The sequence below is a fragment of the Bradyrhizobium sp. CCBAU 53421 genome (assembly GCF_015291625.1).
In the GTDB taxonomy this organism is placed as follows: domain Bacteria; phylum Pseudomonadota; class Alphaproteobacteria; order Rhizobiales; family Xanthobacteraceae; genus Bradyrhizobium.
On sequence record NZ_CP030047.1, the window covers coordinates 5,682,886 to 5,696,385 of the forward strand.

The window sequence follows — 13,500 nt, forward strand, 5'->3', positions numbered from 1 at the left end:
GTTTCTATTTGCTGCCAGGAAATTTCAGTTCGGCGGCGCCGATCTCGGCGAAGTAAGGCGCCAGCATCTCCGCCGTCACATCCTGGATATTGGGCGGCGACCATTTCGGATTACGGTCCTTGTCGATCACGGCGGCGCGCACGCCCTCGCGGAAATCGTCGCTGGCGAACACTTCGAGCGCGGCGCGATATTCGCGCACCAGGCACTCTTCCAGCGTTTCGGTCGCCCGCGCCAGCCGCAGCAGCTTCAGCGTCACCACCATGCCGCGCGGCGATTTCTCGCCCAGCGTCTTCAGCGTGGCCTGCGCCAGCTCGGAGCCATCGGCTTGCAGCGCGTCAACGATGTCGTCCATCCATCCGCGCGCGAACCAGCCGTCGATTTTGGCCTGCATCGCGGCAACAGGGCCGGATTTCTCGCCGGTGGCGAAACCTTGGATCAGCCGGTCGATAGCGGCCGAGTCAGTACCCGGCGCAACCTTGGTCAGCGCCTCGCGCAGTGCGGGCAGCTTGGCGCTCGGCACCACGGCATCGGCAAACTTCGCGTAGATCGCGTCCGGGCCATTCATCGTGGTGCCGGTGAGACCAAAATAGGTGCCGATCTCGCCCGGTGAGCGCGACAGCAGATAGGTGCCGCCGACGTCGGGGAAGAAGCCGAGCCCGACCTCGGGCATTGCGAGCTTGGTTCGCTCCGTCACGACGCGATGACGGCTGTGCGCCGACAGGCCGACGCCGCCGCCCATCACGATGCCGTCCATGAAGGCGACATAGGGCTTCGGGAATTGCTTGATCCGCGCGTTGAGGATGTACTCGTCGCGCCATAGGATCTTGCCGAGATCGCCCTTGACCCTCGAGCTCTCCCACAGCGCGCGGATGTCGCCGCCGGCGCACAGGCCGCGCTCGCCGGCGCCTTCAAGCACGATGACTGCCACATCAGGATCGGCTTCGAACGCGTCGAGCGCCTTGTCGATGTCGTGGAACATCTCCAGCGTCACGGCATTGATCGCCTTCGGCCGGTTGAGGCGGATGATGCCGGCAGAACCTTCCTTGCGCGCGATCAGATCGCCTTCGCCCGCTGCCGCATCATTCATCGCGCGCCCTCGATCAATTTGCGCGACACGATCAGCCGCATGATTTCATTGGTGCCTTCGAGGATTTGGTGCACACGCAGATCACGCACGATCTTCTCGACGCCGTATTCGCTGAGATAGCCGTAGCCGCCATGCAGCTGCAGCGCCTGGTTGGCGACCTCGAAGCCGACGTCAGTGCCGAACCGCTTCGCCATCGCGCACAGCATGGACGCGTCCGGATCCTTGCGGTCGAGCGCGGCGGCAGCGCGCCACAGGAAGGTGCGTGCGGCTTCCAGCTCGGTCGCCATGTCGGCGATCTTGAACTGCAGCGCCTGGAATTCGTCGAGCCGCTTCCCGAACGCCTTGCGGTCCTTCATGTAGGCCAGCGCCTTGTCGAGCGCCGCCTGCGCGCCGCCGAGCGAGCATGCCGCGATGTTGAGACGGCCACCGTCGAGGCCGGCCATCGCGATCTTGAAGCCGATGCCCTCCTCGCCGAGCCGGTTCGCGACCGGCACGCGCGCGTTCTCGAACACGACCGCGCGGGTCGGCTGGGCGTTCCAGCCCATCTTGCGCTCATTGGCGCCGAACGACACGCCCGGCGTCTTGCCGTCGATCACCAGCGTCGAGACGCCGCCAGGGCCATCGCCGCCGGTGCGCACCATCGCCACCAGCAGGTCGGTGCTGCCGGCGCCGGAAATGAACTGTTTCTGACCGTTGAGCACGTAATGATCGCCATCGCGCACCGCGCGGGTGCGCAGCGCAGCAGCGTCCGAGCCGGCGCCCGGCTCGGTCAGGCAGTAGCTCGCGATCAACTCCATGGTGCAGAGCTTCGGCAGCCAGGTGTGGCGCTGGGTGTCGTTGCCATAGGCATCGATCATCCAGGACGCCATGTTGTGGATCGAGATGAAGGCCGACGTGGTCGGACAACCCGTCGCCAGCGCCTCGAAGATCAGCGCCGCGTCGAACCGCGTCATCGCCGAACCGCCGACATCGTCCTTGATGTAGATGCCGCCGATGCCGAGGCCTGCCGCCTCGCGCATCACATCGACCGGAAAGTGCTTCTTCTCGTCCCATTCGAGCGCGTGCGGCGCGATCCTCGAAGCCGCAAACGCCCGCGCCATGTCGCGAACCGCGATCTGGTCCTCGTTGAGAGCGAACTGCATCTCGCGCCCTACCCTTGCTACGCCTTCGTCATTGCGAGCGAAGCGAAGCAATCCATATCTCCGCGCGGGGAAAGAATGGATTGCTTCGTCGCTACGCTCCTCGCAATGACGGGTGGCGAAATCACTTCATCGTCGGAATCGAGAACTCCGCGCCATCCTTGACGCCGGACGGCCAACGCGAGGTCACCGTCTTGGTCTTGGTGTAGAAGCGGACCGAGTCCGGACCATGCTGGTTGAGATCGCCGAAGCCGGACTTCTTCCAGCCGCCGAAGGTGTAATAGGCGATCGGCACCGGGATCGGCACGTTGACGCCGACCATGCCGACATTGACCTTGGCCGCGAAGTCGCGCGCGGCGTCGCCGTCGCGGGTGAAGATCGCAACGCCGTTGCCGTAGTCGTGGTCGGACGGCAGCGCCAGCGCCTCGTGATAGTCCTTGGCGCGCACCACCGACAGCACCGGGCCAAAAATCTCTTCCTTGTAGATCCGCATGTCCTTGGTGACGTTGTCGAACAGCGAACCGCCGAGATAGAAGCCGTTCTCGTAGCCCTGCATCTTGAAGCCGCGGCCGTCGACCGCGAGCGTCGCGCCTTCCTTGACGCCGATGTCGATGTAGCTCTTCACCTTCTCGACCGCCTCGCGGGTCACCAGCGGGCCGTAATCGGCCGACGGATCGACCGAGGTGCCGATCTTGAGCGACTCGACGCGCGGGATCAGCTTTTCCATCAGCCGGTCGGCGGTGGTCTTGCCGACCGGGACCGCAACCGACACCGCCATGCAGCGCTCGCCAGCCGAGCCGTAGCCGGCGCCGATCAGCGCGTCGACCGCCTGGTCCATGTCGGCGTCGGGCATGATGATGGCGTGGTTCTTGGCGCCGCCGAAGCACTGGCAGCGCTTGCCGGTCTGCGCGGCACGCTCGTAGATGTACTGCGCGATCGGAGTCGAGCCGACGAAGCCGATGGCCTTGACGTCGGGATCGTCGAGGATGGCGTCGACCGCCTCCTTGTCGCCGTTGACGACGTTGAGGATGCCGGCCGGCAGGCCCGCTTCGATCATCAGCTCGGCCAGTTTCATCGGCACGCCCGGATCACGCTCCGACGGCTTGAGGATGAACGCATTGCCGCAGGCGATCGCGGGCGCGAACTTCCACATCGGGATCATCGCCGGGAAGTTGAACGGCGTGATGCCGGCGACGACGCCGAGCGGCTGGCGCATCGAATAGATGTCGATGCCGGGGCCGGCGCCCTCGGTGTACTCGCCCTTCATCAGGTGCGGGATGCCGCAGGCGAACTCGGCGACTTCGAGGCCGCGCTGGATGTCGCCCTTGGCGTCAGGAACGGTCTTGCCGTGCTCGCGCGCCAAAAGCTCGGCGAGCTTGTCGTAGTCGCGCTGCACCAGCTCGACGAATTTCATCATCACGCGGGCGCGGCGCTGCGGGTTGGTGGCGGCCCACTCGGGCTGCGCCGCCCTGGCGTTCTCGACCGCGGCGCGAACTTCGGCCTTCGAGGCCAGCGCCACCTTGGCCTGGACGTCGCCGGTCATCGGCTCGAAGACGTCAGCCGTACGGCCTGAGGTGCCCTTGACCTCCTTGCCACCGATGAAATGTCCGATAGAGCGCATGAATATCCTCCCTTGGAGACCTGAATCGCCGCTCCGCGCCGGCGAGATCGCTTTACAAACCCTAATGACCCTGCATTTTATAGGATTCAAGTCCGATAAATTGCACCATAGATGTGCGGAAATGCAGGATCAAGGCGGCGACACGATCGACTGGGACGACTTCCGTTTCGTGCTTGCCATCGTGCGCGGCGGGTCGGTGTCGGCTGCCGCCAAGCAGCTCGGCGTCGATCATGCCACAGTGATCCGGCGTGTCGACCGGCTGGAAGGCCACCTCTCCGCAAAACTGTTTGATCGCCGCAAGACCGGCTACCTGCTGACCGAGGCCGGCCAGCGCGTCGCCGACAGCGCCGAAGCGATGGAATCGACCATCGTCGCCAACCAGGAGGCGGTCGGCGGCTCGCGGGCGCATCTCACCGGCACGGTGCGGATCGGCGCGCCGGACGGCTTCGGCAGTCACTTTTTGGCCTCGCGGCTGGTCAAGTTCACCGAGCGGTATCCCGATCTCGATCTGCAGCTCGTTGCCACCGCGCGGCTGTTCTCGCTCTCCAAGCGCGAGGCCGACATCGCGATCAGCCTGACCATGCCAAAGGAAGGCCGCATCGTCGGCCGTAAGCTGCTCGACTACACGCTCGGGCTTTATGCCGCACCCGCCTATCTGGCGCAGGCGCCCGCCATCGCCGCGCGCGCCGACCTGCCGCGGCATCGGTTCGTCGGCTACATCGAGGAATTGCTGTTCACGCCGGAGCTGGACTATCTGCCGCAGGTTTCGCCGAAGATCTCCGCCAAATTCCGCAGCGCCAACCTGATCGCGCAGCTCAACGCCACCATCGCCGGCTTCGGCATCGCCGTGCTGCCGCACTTCATGGCATCAGCCCATCCCGAGTTGCAGCCGGTGCTGCGCGACGAGGTGCGGATCTCGCGCACCTTCTGGCTCCTGATGCACGCCGACAGCAAGGACCTCGCCCGCATCCGCGCCGTGGCCGACTACATCTACGAGACGGTGGAAGCCGAACGCGTGCTGTTCAGCGGAACGTAGGGCATATCAACGTCGTCAGACGGGTCGGATGCCTCGTGGGTCCGAGTCCCGGTTCGATGCGACGTAGTCGACCTCGCCGCGCGAAATCCCGATGTCCATGAGCTCCCGATCACTCAGGCTGCTGAGATCGGCGCGCAGCCGCTCCCATTTGCGCCATTCTTGAGCTGCATCCCAAAATCCCTTGAATGCGCTGAAGACCCGCGGCATCGATGCGGTCGGCTGGGCTGAACTCGTCGGACTGTAGGTCGTGCTCATTGCAGCACCTCCCGAGGTACGTTCTTCCACCTGGACAAGGTGCCGCGGCATGGGCGCGCGCGCTTAACTCGCTGCTTACATTTTCCTCACCAGCGGCTTATTCTTGGCGCGGTGCCAAGGCGCCTCACGACGATGGTCTGAGGCACACCCAAGGGATTCGCAGCTTGCGCTATCTCTTCGAGGAGTACGCACTCGACACGGACCGGCGCGAGTTGCATCGCGGGGCGGACATGGTCTCGGTCGCGCCACAGGTATTCGACCTGCTCGACTTCCTAATCCGCAACCGGGAGCGCGTCGTCAGCAAGGACAACGTCATCGACGCCATCTGGAATGGGCGCAGCGTGTCCGACGCGGCCCTGACCACACGCCTCAACGCTGCGCGGAGCGCAATCGGCGATTCCGGCGAGGAGCAGCGCCTCATCAAGACCCTTCCGCGCAGAGGCTTCCGGTTCGTCGGTGCGGTCCGGGAAGAGCGGGCGCCGGCTGACCCGGTGACGGCCGACAAGTCGATAGAACTGCAGCAGCCACCCCTGAAGCTCCCCGACAAGCCCTCGATAGCCGTGCTGCCTTTCCAGAACCTGAGTGCCGACCCGGAGCAGGAATATTTCGCCGACGGCGTCGTAGAAGACATCACGATGGCCCTGTCGCGGTTTCATTGGCTGTTTGTGATCGCGCGCAATTCGAGCTTCACCTACAAGGGCCGGCCCATCGACATCAAGCAGGTCGGCCGCGAACTCGCGGTGCGCTATGTGCTCGAAGGCAGCGTGCGCAAGGCCGGAAACCGCATTCGTATCGCCGGCCAGCTTATCGATGCTGAAACCGGCGCGCATCTGTGGGCTGACCGCTTTGACGGCGCGCTCGAAGATATCTTCGATCTACAGGACCAGGTGACGTCTACCGTCGTAGGCGCAATCGCACCCATGCTCCAGCGCGAGGAAATCAAGCGAGCCACGCGCAAGCCAACCGAAAATCTGGACGCATACGACTACTATTTGCGCGGCCTGGCGACCGCTCGTCGGTGGACGAAGGATGCAAACAGCGAAGCGCTCCAGCTATTCTACAAGGCGATCCAGCTCGATTCCGGTCTGGCGTGCGCCTATGGCATGGCCGGATGGTGCTACATCCAGCGCAGGGCGCGACGCTGGATGACCGATCGTGCGCAGGAAACTGCCGAAGCTACGCGGCTCGGGTGGAAGGCCGTGCATCTGGGAGCAGATGACCCAGCAGCGATGTGCATGGGTGCATATGTACTCGCCTTCATAGCCCACAAATTCGATGATGCTATTGCGTTCGTGGATCGCGGACTGGCGATCAACCCGAACCTGGCAATGGCTTGGAATCTTGGTGCTTGGGTCAGGGCCTTCAGAGGCGAGCCCGATCTCGCGCTTGACTACGCTGCGCGCGCCATGCGCCTGAGCCCGCTCGATCCGTCCATGTACGCCAACCACGGCGCCGTATCGTATGCGCATTTTCTATCGGGCCACTACGATATGGCATCGTCATGGGCCGAGAAAACATTACGCGACAATCCGGATTTCCTGCTGGCCATCTGCATGTTCGCCGCCAGCAATGCGCTCACCGGACGCCTCGAGCCGGCTCAAAAGGCCATCGCGCGTCTACGCGAACGCGCTCCCAATCTACGCATCTCCAATTTGGAAGAGCTGGCGCCGTTTCGCCGGCCGAAGGATCTTGCGCGCTTTATCAAAGGCCTTCGCGAAGCGGGGCTTCCTGAATGATCGCCGGTTCGCAGCGTGGAAGCCGAGCGCGCTGTTCAGCGGGACGTGAGCCGGACTCCACTCCTCCACCCGTCATCCTGAGGTGCGAGCGGAGCGAGCCTCGAAGGATGCACGGTCCGGCTGGTGGCCGTCGATCCTTCGAGGGCCGCTGAAGAAGCGGCCACCTCAGGATGACGGACAACGTCCGGAGTGCAGGGCTTAAAACGTTAGTTCACCTTGGCCTTCTTCGCCGGCGCCTTGGCCGCGGCCGGACGCCCCAGTGCCGCCTCTCGGCCCGCGCTCAGGATTTCGTCGGACATTTCGCCGTTGCCTGCGATCCGCGACATCACGATAGTGCCCATCATGGTCGCGAGCGTGGCCATCGCCTGCCTGCGCGCGGTCTTGCGCGGCACGTCCTGGATCTGGTCGGCCATCATGTCGATCATCTGGTCGAGCTTGAGCGCAAAGGCCTTGCGGGTCTTCGGGCTCTCGCGGGCGATCTCGGCGCCGAGCGCCGGGACCGCGCATCCCTGGCCGGGATCGTCGCGATGGGTCGCCGACAGGTAGCCCTCGACCATGGTCGCCAGCCGCTTCTCCGGCGGCACCTCCGCCGTGACCTTGCGCCAACGCTCGGTGGCGCGGTCCATGGCGTAGTTGAAGGCCTCGATCACCAGCGCCTCGCGCGAGTCGAAATGCGCGTAGAAGCCGCCATGGGTCAGGCCGGCATCCTTCATCAGGTCGGCGACGCCGATGCCATGGGCGCCCCGCTCGCGCAGCCGCGTCGCGGCCTTCTTCACGATCCGCGCGTGGGTCTCCTGCTTGTGTTCTTTCGAATAGCGCATGCGGGTCTCATGGAATGTTTCTAATCATATAATAGCAGATTTGCGGCCGCGATGCTGTATTTATTTTGTCTTATTCAGCGTCTGGGGTTCCCCGCCCAGCATGGAAAATGTCGCGGTCGCGTGCACCGCAAGATTGCCCTTGCCGTCGCGGACGAAGCCCTCGGTGTAGCTGGTCTGGCGGCCGAGCTTGATCACCTTGCCCTCGGCCGAAATGGTCCCGGAACGCGCCGAGAGCGGCCGCAGATAGGTCAGCTTGAGGTCGAGCGTGACCGAGGTCTGCCCCGCCGGCAGCAAGGTCGAGATCGCACAGCCCATCGCGGTATCGAGCAGCGCGGCGGCGGTCGCGCCGTGCAGCAAGCCGATGGTGTTCTCCAGGCTCTCATGCGGCTCGAGTTCCATGACGATCCGCCCCTCCTCGACCACGGCCATGCGGAAGCCGATCAGCTTGGCCATCGGCGGCGGCGGCAGACGGCCGTCGCGGATCGCGCGCATCGCCTCGATCCCGGACATCGGCATCGCTGCCTTCCCCACCGGGCCGGGCGCCTGCCATTCGACCACGCGCGTGCGCGTCAGTTCGGGCGAATGCAGGTCGGATGTCTCGGCGGTCATGACGGCTCCATTTATATGATACGTGTAATTCTATATATCCGCGCCCCGCGGCGCAACCGCCGGACCGGTGCCTTGACAGAGCCGTGCTTTGTCCGGGACATGGCGCCATCATTTCCTGCGCCGGGACCTTTCCATGGACACGCTCAATCGCCACTGCGGCATCGCCCGCGACAACAGAGGCGTCGTCCGCCTCACGATCTGCAACGCCGGCAAGCTGAACATCGTCAGCTCGGCCGTGACCAACGGCGTGCGCGAAGGCTTTGAGCACCTGGCTGCCGACCGCAGCATCCGCGCGGTGATCCTGGCCGGCGAGAGCGAGCGGAGCATGATCGGCGGCGCCGACATCAAGGAGATGGCGACGCTCGACCAGAAGTCGGCAGAGCAGTTCATCAGCCGGCTGCGCGATCTCTGCGAGGCCGTGCGCAAATTCCCGGCGCCCGTCATCGCCCGCCTGCCCGGCTGGTGCCTCGGCGGCGGCCTCGAGGTCGCGGCCGCCTGCGACGTCCGCGTCGCCGCCCATGACGCGATGTTCGGCATGCCCGAGGTGCGCGTCGGCATCCCCTCGGTGATCCATGCGGCGCTGCTGCCGCGCCTGATCGGCTGGGGCCGCGCCCGCTGGCTGATGATGACGGCGGAGAACATCGACGCCCCGACAGCGCTCGCCTGGGGGCTGGTCGATACGGTGGCAAAACCCGGCGGTCTCGACGAGGCCGTCGAGCACACCGTCAAGGCGCTGCTGGAATGCGGACCCGAAGCGCTGCGGATCCAGAAGGACCTGCTGCGCCAATGGGAAGAACTGCCGCTGACCGAGTCGGTCAATCTCAGCGTCGGCGTGTTCGGAAAATCGTTCCAGACCGGCGAGCCGCAGCGCTTGCTGCAGGGATTTTTGGATCGCAAGCGGTAATAATGACACCTGTAGCCCGGATGGAGCGCAGCGAAATCCGGGACGTGTCATCCGCGGATCAAACTGTCCCGGATTGCGCGGAGCCTGTCATCGGGCGCGCATTCGCGCGACCCGTTGGCTCCATCCGGGCTACGACGGCAGCCTGACGGAGTGTTGACCGCGGGCGCCAGCGGACTAGTCTAACCTCCATCGCGAGGTTGGGGCTCCAGATCGAGAACGTCAATCGGAACGCACTGCTCTCGCACATCGCCGCACTCGCGGGCCAACAACACAATCACTTTCGGGACAAACGCACGGGGTCATAACTCAAGAGCTGCAGGAGGACATATGGTCCAAAAGCGCGACGTTCCGGGTATCCGACCCTACAATGCTCCGGCCGGTGGCTGGGGCGCCCTCAAGGCCACCGCGACTGCGGTTCGCGACCAGATGGATCTGGTCGAGGCGCCGATCACACTCTTGCGCACCAACAAGCCCGACGGCTTCGATTGTCCGGGTTGCGCCTGGCCGGACAAGGAGCACACCTCCACCTTCCAGTTCTGCGAGAACGGCGCCAAGGCCGTGACCTGGGAGGCGACCAGCAAGCGCGTCACGCCTCAATTCTTCGCCGACCACACCGTCACCGAGTTGCTGACCTGGAGCGACTTCCATCTGGAGAACGAGGGCCGCCTGACCGACCCCCTCGCCTATGACGCTGCGAGCGACACTTACCAGCCGATCAGCTGGGATAACGCCTTCGCGCGGATCGGCGAGACGCTGCGCAGCCTGCCCGATCCTGACATGGCCGAGTTCTACACCTCCGGCCGCGCCTCGAACGAGGCTGCTTTCCTGTTCCATATCTTCGCCCGCGAATACGGCAGCAACAATTTCCCCGATTGCTCGAACATGTGCCACGAGGCGACCAGCGTCGGGCTGCCGCAATCGATCGGCATCGGCAAGGGCACGGTCTCGCTGGACGATTTCGACCATTGCGAGCTGATCATCGCGATGGGCCACAACCCCGGCACCAACCATCCGCGCATGATGGGCACGCTGTGGGAGGTCTCGCGCCGCGGCGTGCCGATCATCGTATTCAACCCCTTGCGCGAACGCGCGCTGGAGCGCTTTGCCGATCCGCAGGACCCGATCGAGATGGCGACCTTCAGCTCGACGCGGATCGCCTCGACCTATTACCAGCCCAAGGTCGGCGCCGACGCCGCGGTGCTGAAGGGCGTCATGAAGGCGCTGATCGAGAAGGACGACGCGAGCCACGACGTGCTCGACCACGCCTTCATCGCCGAGCACACCAACGGCTTTGCGGCGTTCGCTGCCGACCTGCGCGCCACATCGTGGGACGCGATCGAGACCGTCTCCGGCTTCAGCCGCGCCCAGCTCGGCGAGGTTGCCGCCGCCTACGCCAAATCCAACGCCACCATCGTCACCTACGGCATGGGCATCACCCAGCACAGCCGCGGCACCGACAATGTCCAGCAGATCGCGAACCTGCTGCTGCTGAAGGGCAACTACGGCAAGCCGGGCGCCGGCATCTGCCCGCTGCGCGGCCACTCCAACGTGCAGGGCAACCGCACTGTCGGCATCACCGAGAAGCCGAACATCCCGATGTTCGAGGGCATCGAGCGCACCTTCGGCTTCAAGCCGCCGCGCCACCACGGCCATGACGCGGTCGCGGCGATGGAGGCGATTGACGACGGAAGGTCCAAGGTCCTGATCTGCCTCGGCGGCAATTTCGCCATCGCGCTGCCCGATCCCGAGCGCTGCGCCGCGGGCATGCGCAAGCTCGAGCTTGCGGTTCATCTCGGCACCAAGCTCAACCGCTCGCACCTTCTGGTCGGCAAGCAGTCGATCATCCTGCCGGTGCTCGGCCGCACCGAGCGCGACATCCAGGCCTCGGGCCCGCAAGTCGTCACGGTCGAGGATTCGATGTCGATGGTGCACGCCTCGCGCGGCAAGCTGACCCCGGCCTCCGAAAACCTGCTTTCGGAATCGGCCATCGTTGCCGGCATGGCGATGGCAACCTTGCCGGCGAGCAAGGTGCCGTGGACGGATCTGATCGCCGATTACGACCGCATCCGCGATGCCATCGAGGGCGTCTTCCCCGACTTCAAGGATTACAACGCGCGGATCCGGACTCCCGGCGGCTTCCGCCTGCCGCTGCCGCCGACCGAGCGCAAATGGACCACGCCGTCAGGCAAGGCCGAATTCCTGATCTTCGATGGCCTCGAAGAGGACCCGGTGCTGTCGGACGAGACCATCCTCAAGCTCGCGACGATCCGCAGCCACGACCAGTACAACACCACGATCTACGGGTTGAACGACCGCTATCGCGGCGTGTTCGGCCGGCGTGACGTGCTGTTCGCCAACGAGGCGGACCTCACCGCGCGCGGCCTCGCCCACGGCGATCTCATCGAGATCGAGACCGCGCTACCGTCAGGCGAGCCGCGCCGCCTCACCCTGACCGCGATCGTCTACGACATCGCCCGCGGCTCGGTCGCCGCCTATTATCCCGAAGCCAACGGCCTGGTGCCGCTGGACTATCAGGACAAGGAAAGCGGCACGCCGTCGTACAAGTCGGTGCCGGTGCACATCCGCCGGGCCGAGCGGGCGGCGTGACTGACTTCGTAGCGCGCTGTTTGGGAATGGCCTGCACGCGGAAGGAACGTCGCGCAGAATGCGAGGACTGTCAGAACAAGGCTGACCCAGATAACGTACTTGACGATGTCCTTGCCCGTGATCATCGCTTCACTTCCTGTGCTATTTGGTAGCTCGTAGCCCGGATGGAGCGAAGCGAAATCCGGGGCGTACCATCCGCGGATAGGGTTTCCCGGATTGCGCTTCGCTCCATCCGGGCTACGCAGCCCCTCACCTAGCATTGGCCGGCGCATGCACCGGCCACAGATCGGCGCGCCAGTGCAGCGCGATCGCCAGCATCGCAACGAAGCCTGCCGCCGCGAGCACCGTGCCGGTTGCGGTGTAGCCGATCAGGTCGATCAGGCTGCCGGCCGCGAGCAGGCCGAGCGGCAGGCCGTAGATCACCATCATGCGCACGCCCATCACCCGGCCGCGCAGATGCGCGCTGGCATTGCGCATCAGCATCACGGCGGCCGAGATCATCGACATGCTCTGCGCGATGCCGGCCAGCACCAGGCAGGCCATCGCCACCGGCATGGTCCTGAGCTCGACGAACACCAGCAGCATCGCGTACCAGGCGAGCGTCGCGCCGATCAGCAGCCGCGCGATGCGGACGCCCCCGGCCATGCTGAGCGTGATCGAGCCGATCAGCGAGCCGAATGCAAAACTCGCCGAGAGATAGCCGAGGCCGGTCTGATCGGTCTGGAAGATCTCGCGCGCGACATAGGGCAACAGGCCGTTGGTCAGCGGAAACGCGGTGAGGTTGGCCAGGAACGCGACGCAGAGCGCGGCGCGCATGCCCGGGCCGCTCCAGGCATAGACGATGCCCTCCTTGAGGTCGCGCAGCAGTTTCGAGCCCGGCACGTCGCCGAGTGCCTCAGCCGTGTCGTGCGCCTTGGCCGGACGGCCCATGCAGAGCATCAGGATCGCGGCAACGAAATAGAAGCTGGCGATCCCGACATAGACGTAGCCAATGCCGAGCGCCGCGAACAATCCTGCTCCCGTCAGCGCGCCGGCGATGCGTGCGCTATCCTGCGTCGTGCGCGCCAGGCTGATGGCGCCGACCAACTGCGCCGGCGGCATGATGTCGGCGAGCAGCGCGCCGCGCACGCCAAGGTCCGACGGACGGATCACGCCCATCAGCGCGACGATGACCATGACCTTCAGCGGCGCCAGATGGCCGGTCAGCGCCAGCGTCATGATGGTCCCGGCGAGTGCCGTATAGGCAAAGCGCATCACGGCGAGCAGATCGCGATGCCCCATCCGATCGCCGATCATGCCGACCACGGGCGCGACCAAGGTGCCCACATATTGCAGGGACGCGAGCACGGTCAGCAGCAGCACCGACCCGGTCTCGACCATGATGTACCAGCCGAGCACCAGCGTCTCGACCTCGAACGCCCAGGAGGTGAGCAGGTCGGACGGCCATTGAAAGCGATAGCTGCGGATGCGAAACGGCGCGAGCGCGGAGGTCCGCGTGGCCCCGCTCAAGACGCGATGACGCGTGTCACGGCGTGTCCTGCCCTTTTTCTTGGTTCTTCTGGGTCTTGAGTCCGGGTGTTGATTCTCTTGCGAAAATCCTTGTTCCGGAGCGTAACGCCGAGGCCGCAGGTGTCAATCGAAGCCAGTGCATGCGGCCATGCGCGAGGGCAACGCTAGCGGCGTGC

At 65.1% G+C, this 13,500-nt stretch carries 11 protein-coding genes; 4 read left to right on the forward strand and 7 right to left on the reverse strand.

The annotated features are described in order from the left end of the window. Positions 1–4: 4 nt before the first annotated feature. The 3 genes from XH92_RS27250 to XH92_RS27260 all read right to left on the reverse strand — a co-directional run bounded on the left by XH92_RS27250 (position 5) and on the right by XH92_RS27260 (position 3,847). The gene (locus tag XH92_RS27250; RefSeq protein ID WP_194454865.1) at positions 5–1,087 is read right to left on the reverse strand and encodes an enoyl-CoA hydratase/isomerase family protein; all 1,083 of its coding nucleotides are present in this window, start codon (positions 1,085–1,087) and stop codon (positions 5–7) included. Further along, a complete protein-coding gene (locus tag XH92_RS27255) occupies positions 1,084–2,229 on the reverse strand; it encodes an isobutyryl-CoA dehydrogenase (RefSeq protein ID WP_194454866.1) in 1,146 nt (381 codons plus the stop codon). The genes XH92_RS27250 and XH92_RS27255 overlap by 4 nt, the downstream gene beginning before the upstream one ends. A 121-nt stretch (positions 2,230–2,350) precedes the next feature. Further along, positions 2,351–3,847, reverse strand: a complete 1,497-nt coding sequence (locus XH92_RS27260) for a CoA-acylating methylmalonate-semialdehyde dehydrogenase (protein WP_194454867.1) — start codon at positions 3,845–3,847, stop codon at positions 2,351–2,353. Positions 3,848–3,968: 121 nt separating this feature from the next. Here XH92_RS27260 and XH92_RS27265 point away from each other — a divergent pair, with 121 nt between their 5' ends. Beyond that, positions 3,969–4,883: a LysR family transcriptional regulator gene (locus XH92_RS27265; protein ID WP_194454868.1), complete on the forward strand. Its 915-nt coding sequence runs from the start codon at positions 3,969–3,971 to the stop codon at positions 4,881–4,883. Between the two features lie 15 nt (positions 4,884–4,898). On the opposite strand, the gene XH92_RS27270 is transcribed toward XH92_RS27265, so the two are convergent. Then, positions 4,899–5,138, reverse strand: coding sequence for a DUF1127 domain-containing protein (locus XH92_RS27270; protein ID WP_194454869.1), 240 nt, complete (start codon positions 5,136–5,138; stop codon positions 4,899–4,901). Positions 5,139–5,302: 164 nt separating this feature from the next. Here XH92_RS27270 and XH92_RS27275 point away from each other — a divergent pair, with 164 nt between their 5' ends. Beyond that, the gene (locus XH92_RS27275; protein WP_194454870.1) at positions 5,303–6,874 is read left to right on the forward strand and encodes a winged helix-turn-helix domain-containing protein; all 1,572 of its coding nucleotides are present in this window, start codon (positions 5,303–5,305) and stop codon (positions 6,872–6,874) included. A gap of 206 nt (positions 6,875–7,080) precedes the next feature. Here XH92_RS27275 and XH92_RS27280 read toward each other — a convergent pair whose 3' ends face one another. After that, positions 7,081–7,695 carry a TetR/AcrR family transcriptional regulator gene (locus XH92_RS27280; RefSeq protein WP_194454871.1) on the reverse strand — a complete coding sequence of 205 codons (615 nt, stop codon included), beginning with the start codon at positions 7,693–7,695 and terminating at the stop codon, positions 7,081–7,083. Between the two features lie 60 nt (positions 7,696–7,755). Next, positions 7,756–8,304: a PaaI family thioesterase gene (locus XH92_RS27285; RefSeq protein ID WP_194454872.1), complete on the reverse strand. Its 549-nt coding sequence runs from the start codon at positions 8,302–8,304 to the stop codon at positions 7,756–7,758. A 133-nt stretch (positions 8,305–8,437) separates the two neighbouring features. Here XH92_RS27285 and XH92_RS27290 point away from each other — a divergent pair, with 133 nt between their 5' ends. Both XH92_RS27290 and XH92_RS27295 read left to right on the forward strand, forming a co-directional pair. Continuing rightward, positions 8,438–9,208 carry an enoyl-CoA hydratase gene (locus XH92_RS27290; protein ID WP_194454873.1) on the forward strand — a complete coding sequence of 257 codons (771 nt, stop codon included), beginning with the start codon at positions 8,438–8,440 and terminating at the stop codon, positions 9,206–9,208. 327 nt (positions 9,209–9,535) lie between these two features. After that, positions 9,536–11,815: an FdhF/YdeP family oxidoreductase gene (locus tag XH92_RS27295; protein ID WP_194454874.1), complete on the forward strand. Its 2,280-nt coding sequence runs from the start codon at positions 9,536–9,538 to the stop codon at positions 11,813–11,815. A gap of 249 nt (positions 11,816–12,064) precedes the next feature. Here the strand turns inward: XH92_RS27295 and XH92_RS27300 are convergent, their stop codons facing one another. Beyond that, positions 12,065–13,324 (reverse strand): MFS transporter, encoded by a 1,260-nt coding sequence (locus tag XH92_RS27300; protein ID WP_194454875.1) that lies wholly within the window; start codon positions 13,322–13,324, stop codon positions 12,065–12,067. Between the last annotated feature and the right edge of the window lie 176 nt (positions 13,325–13,500).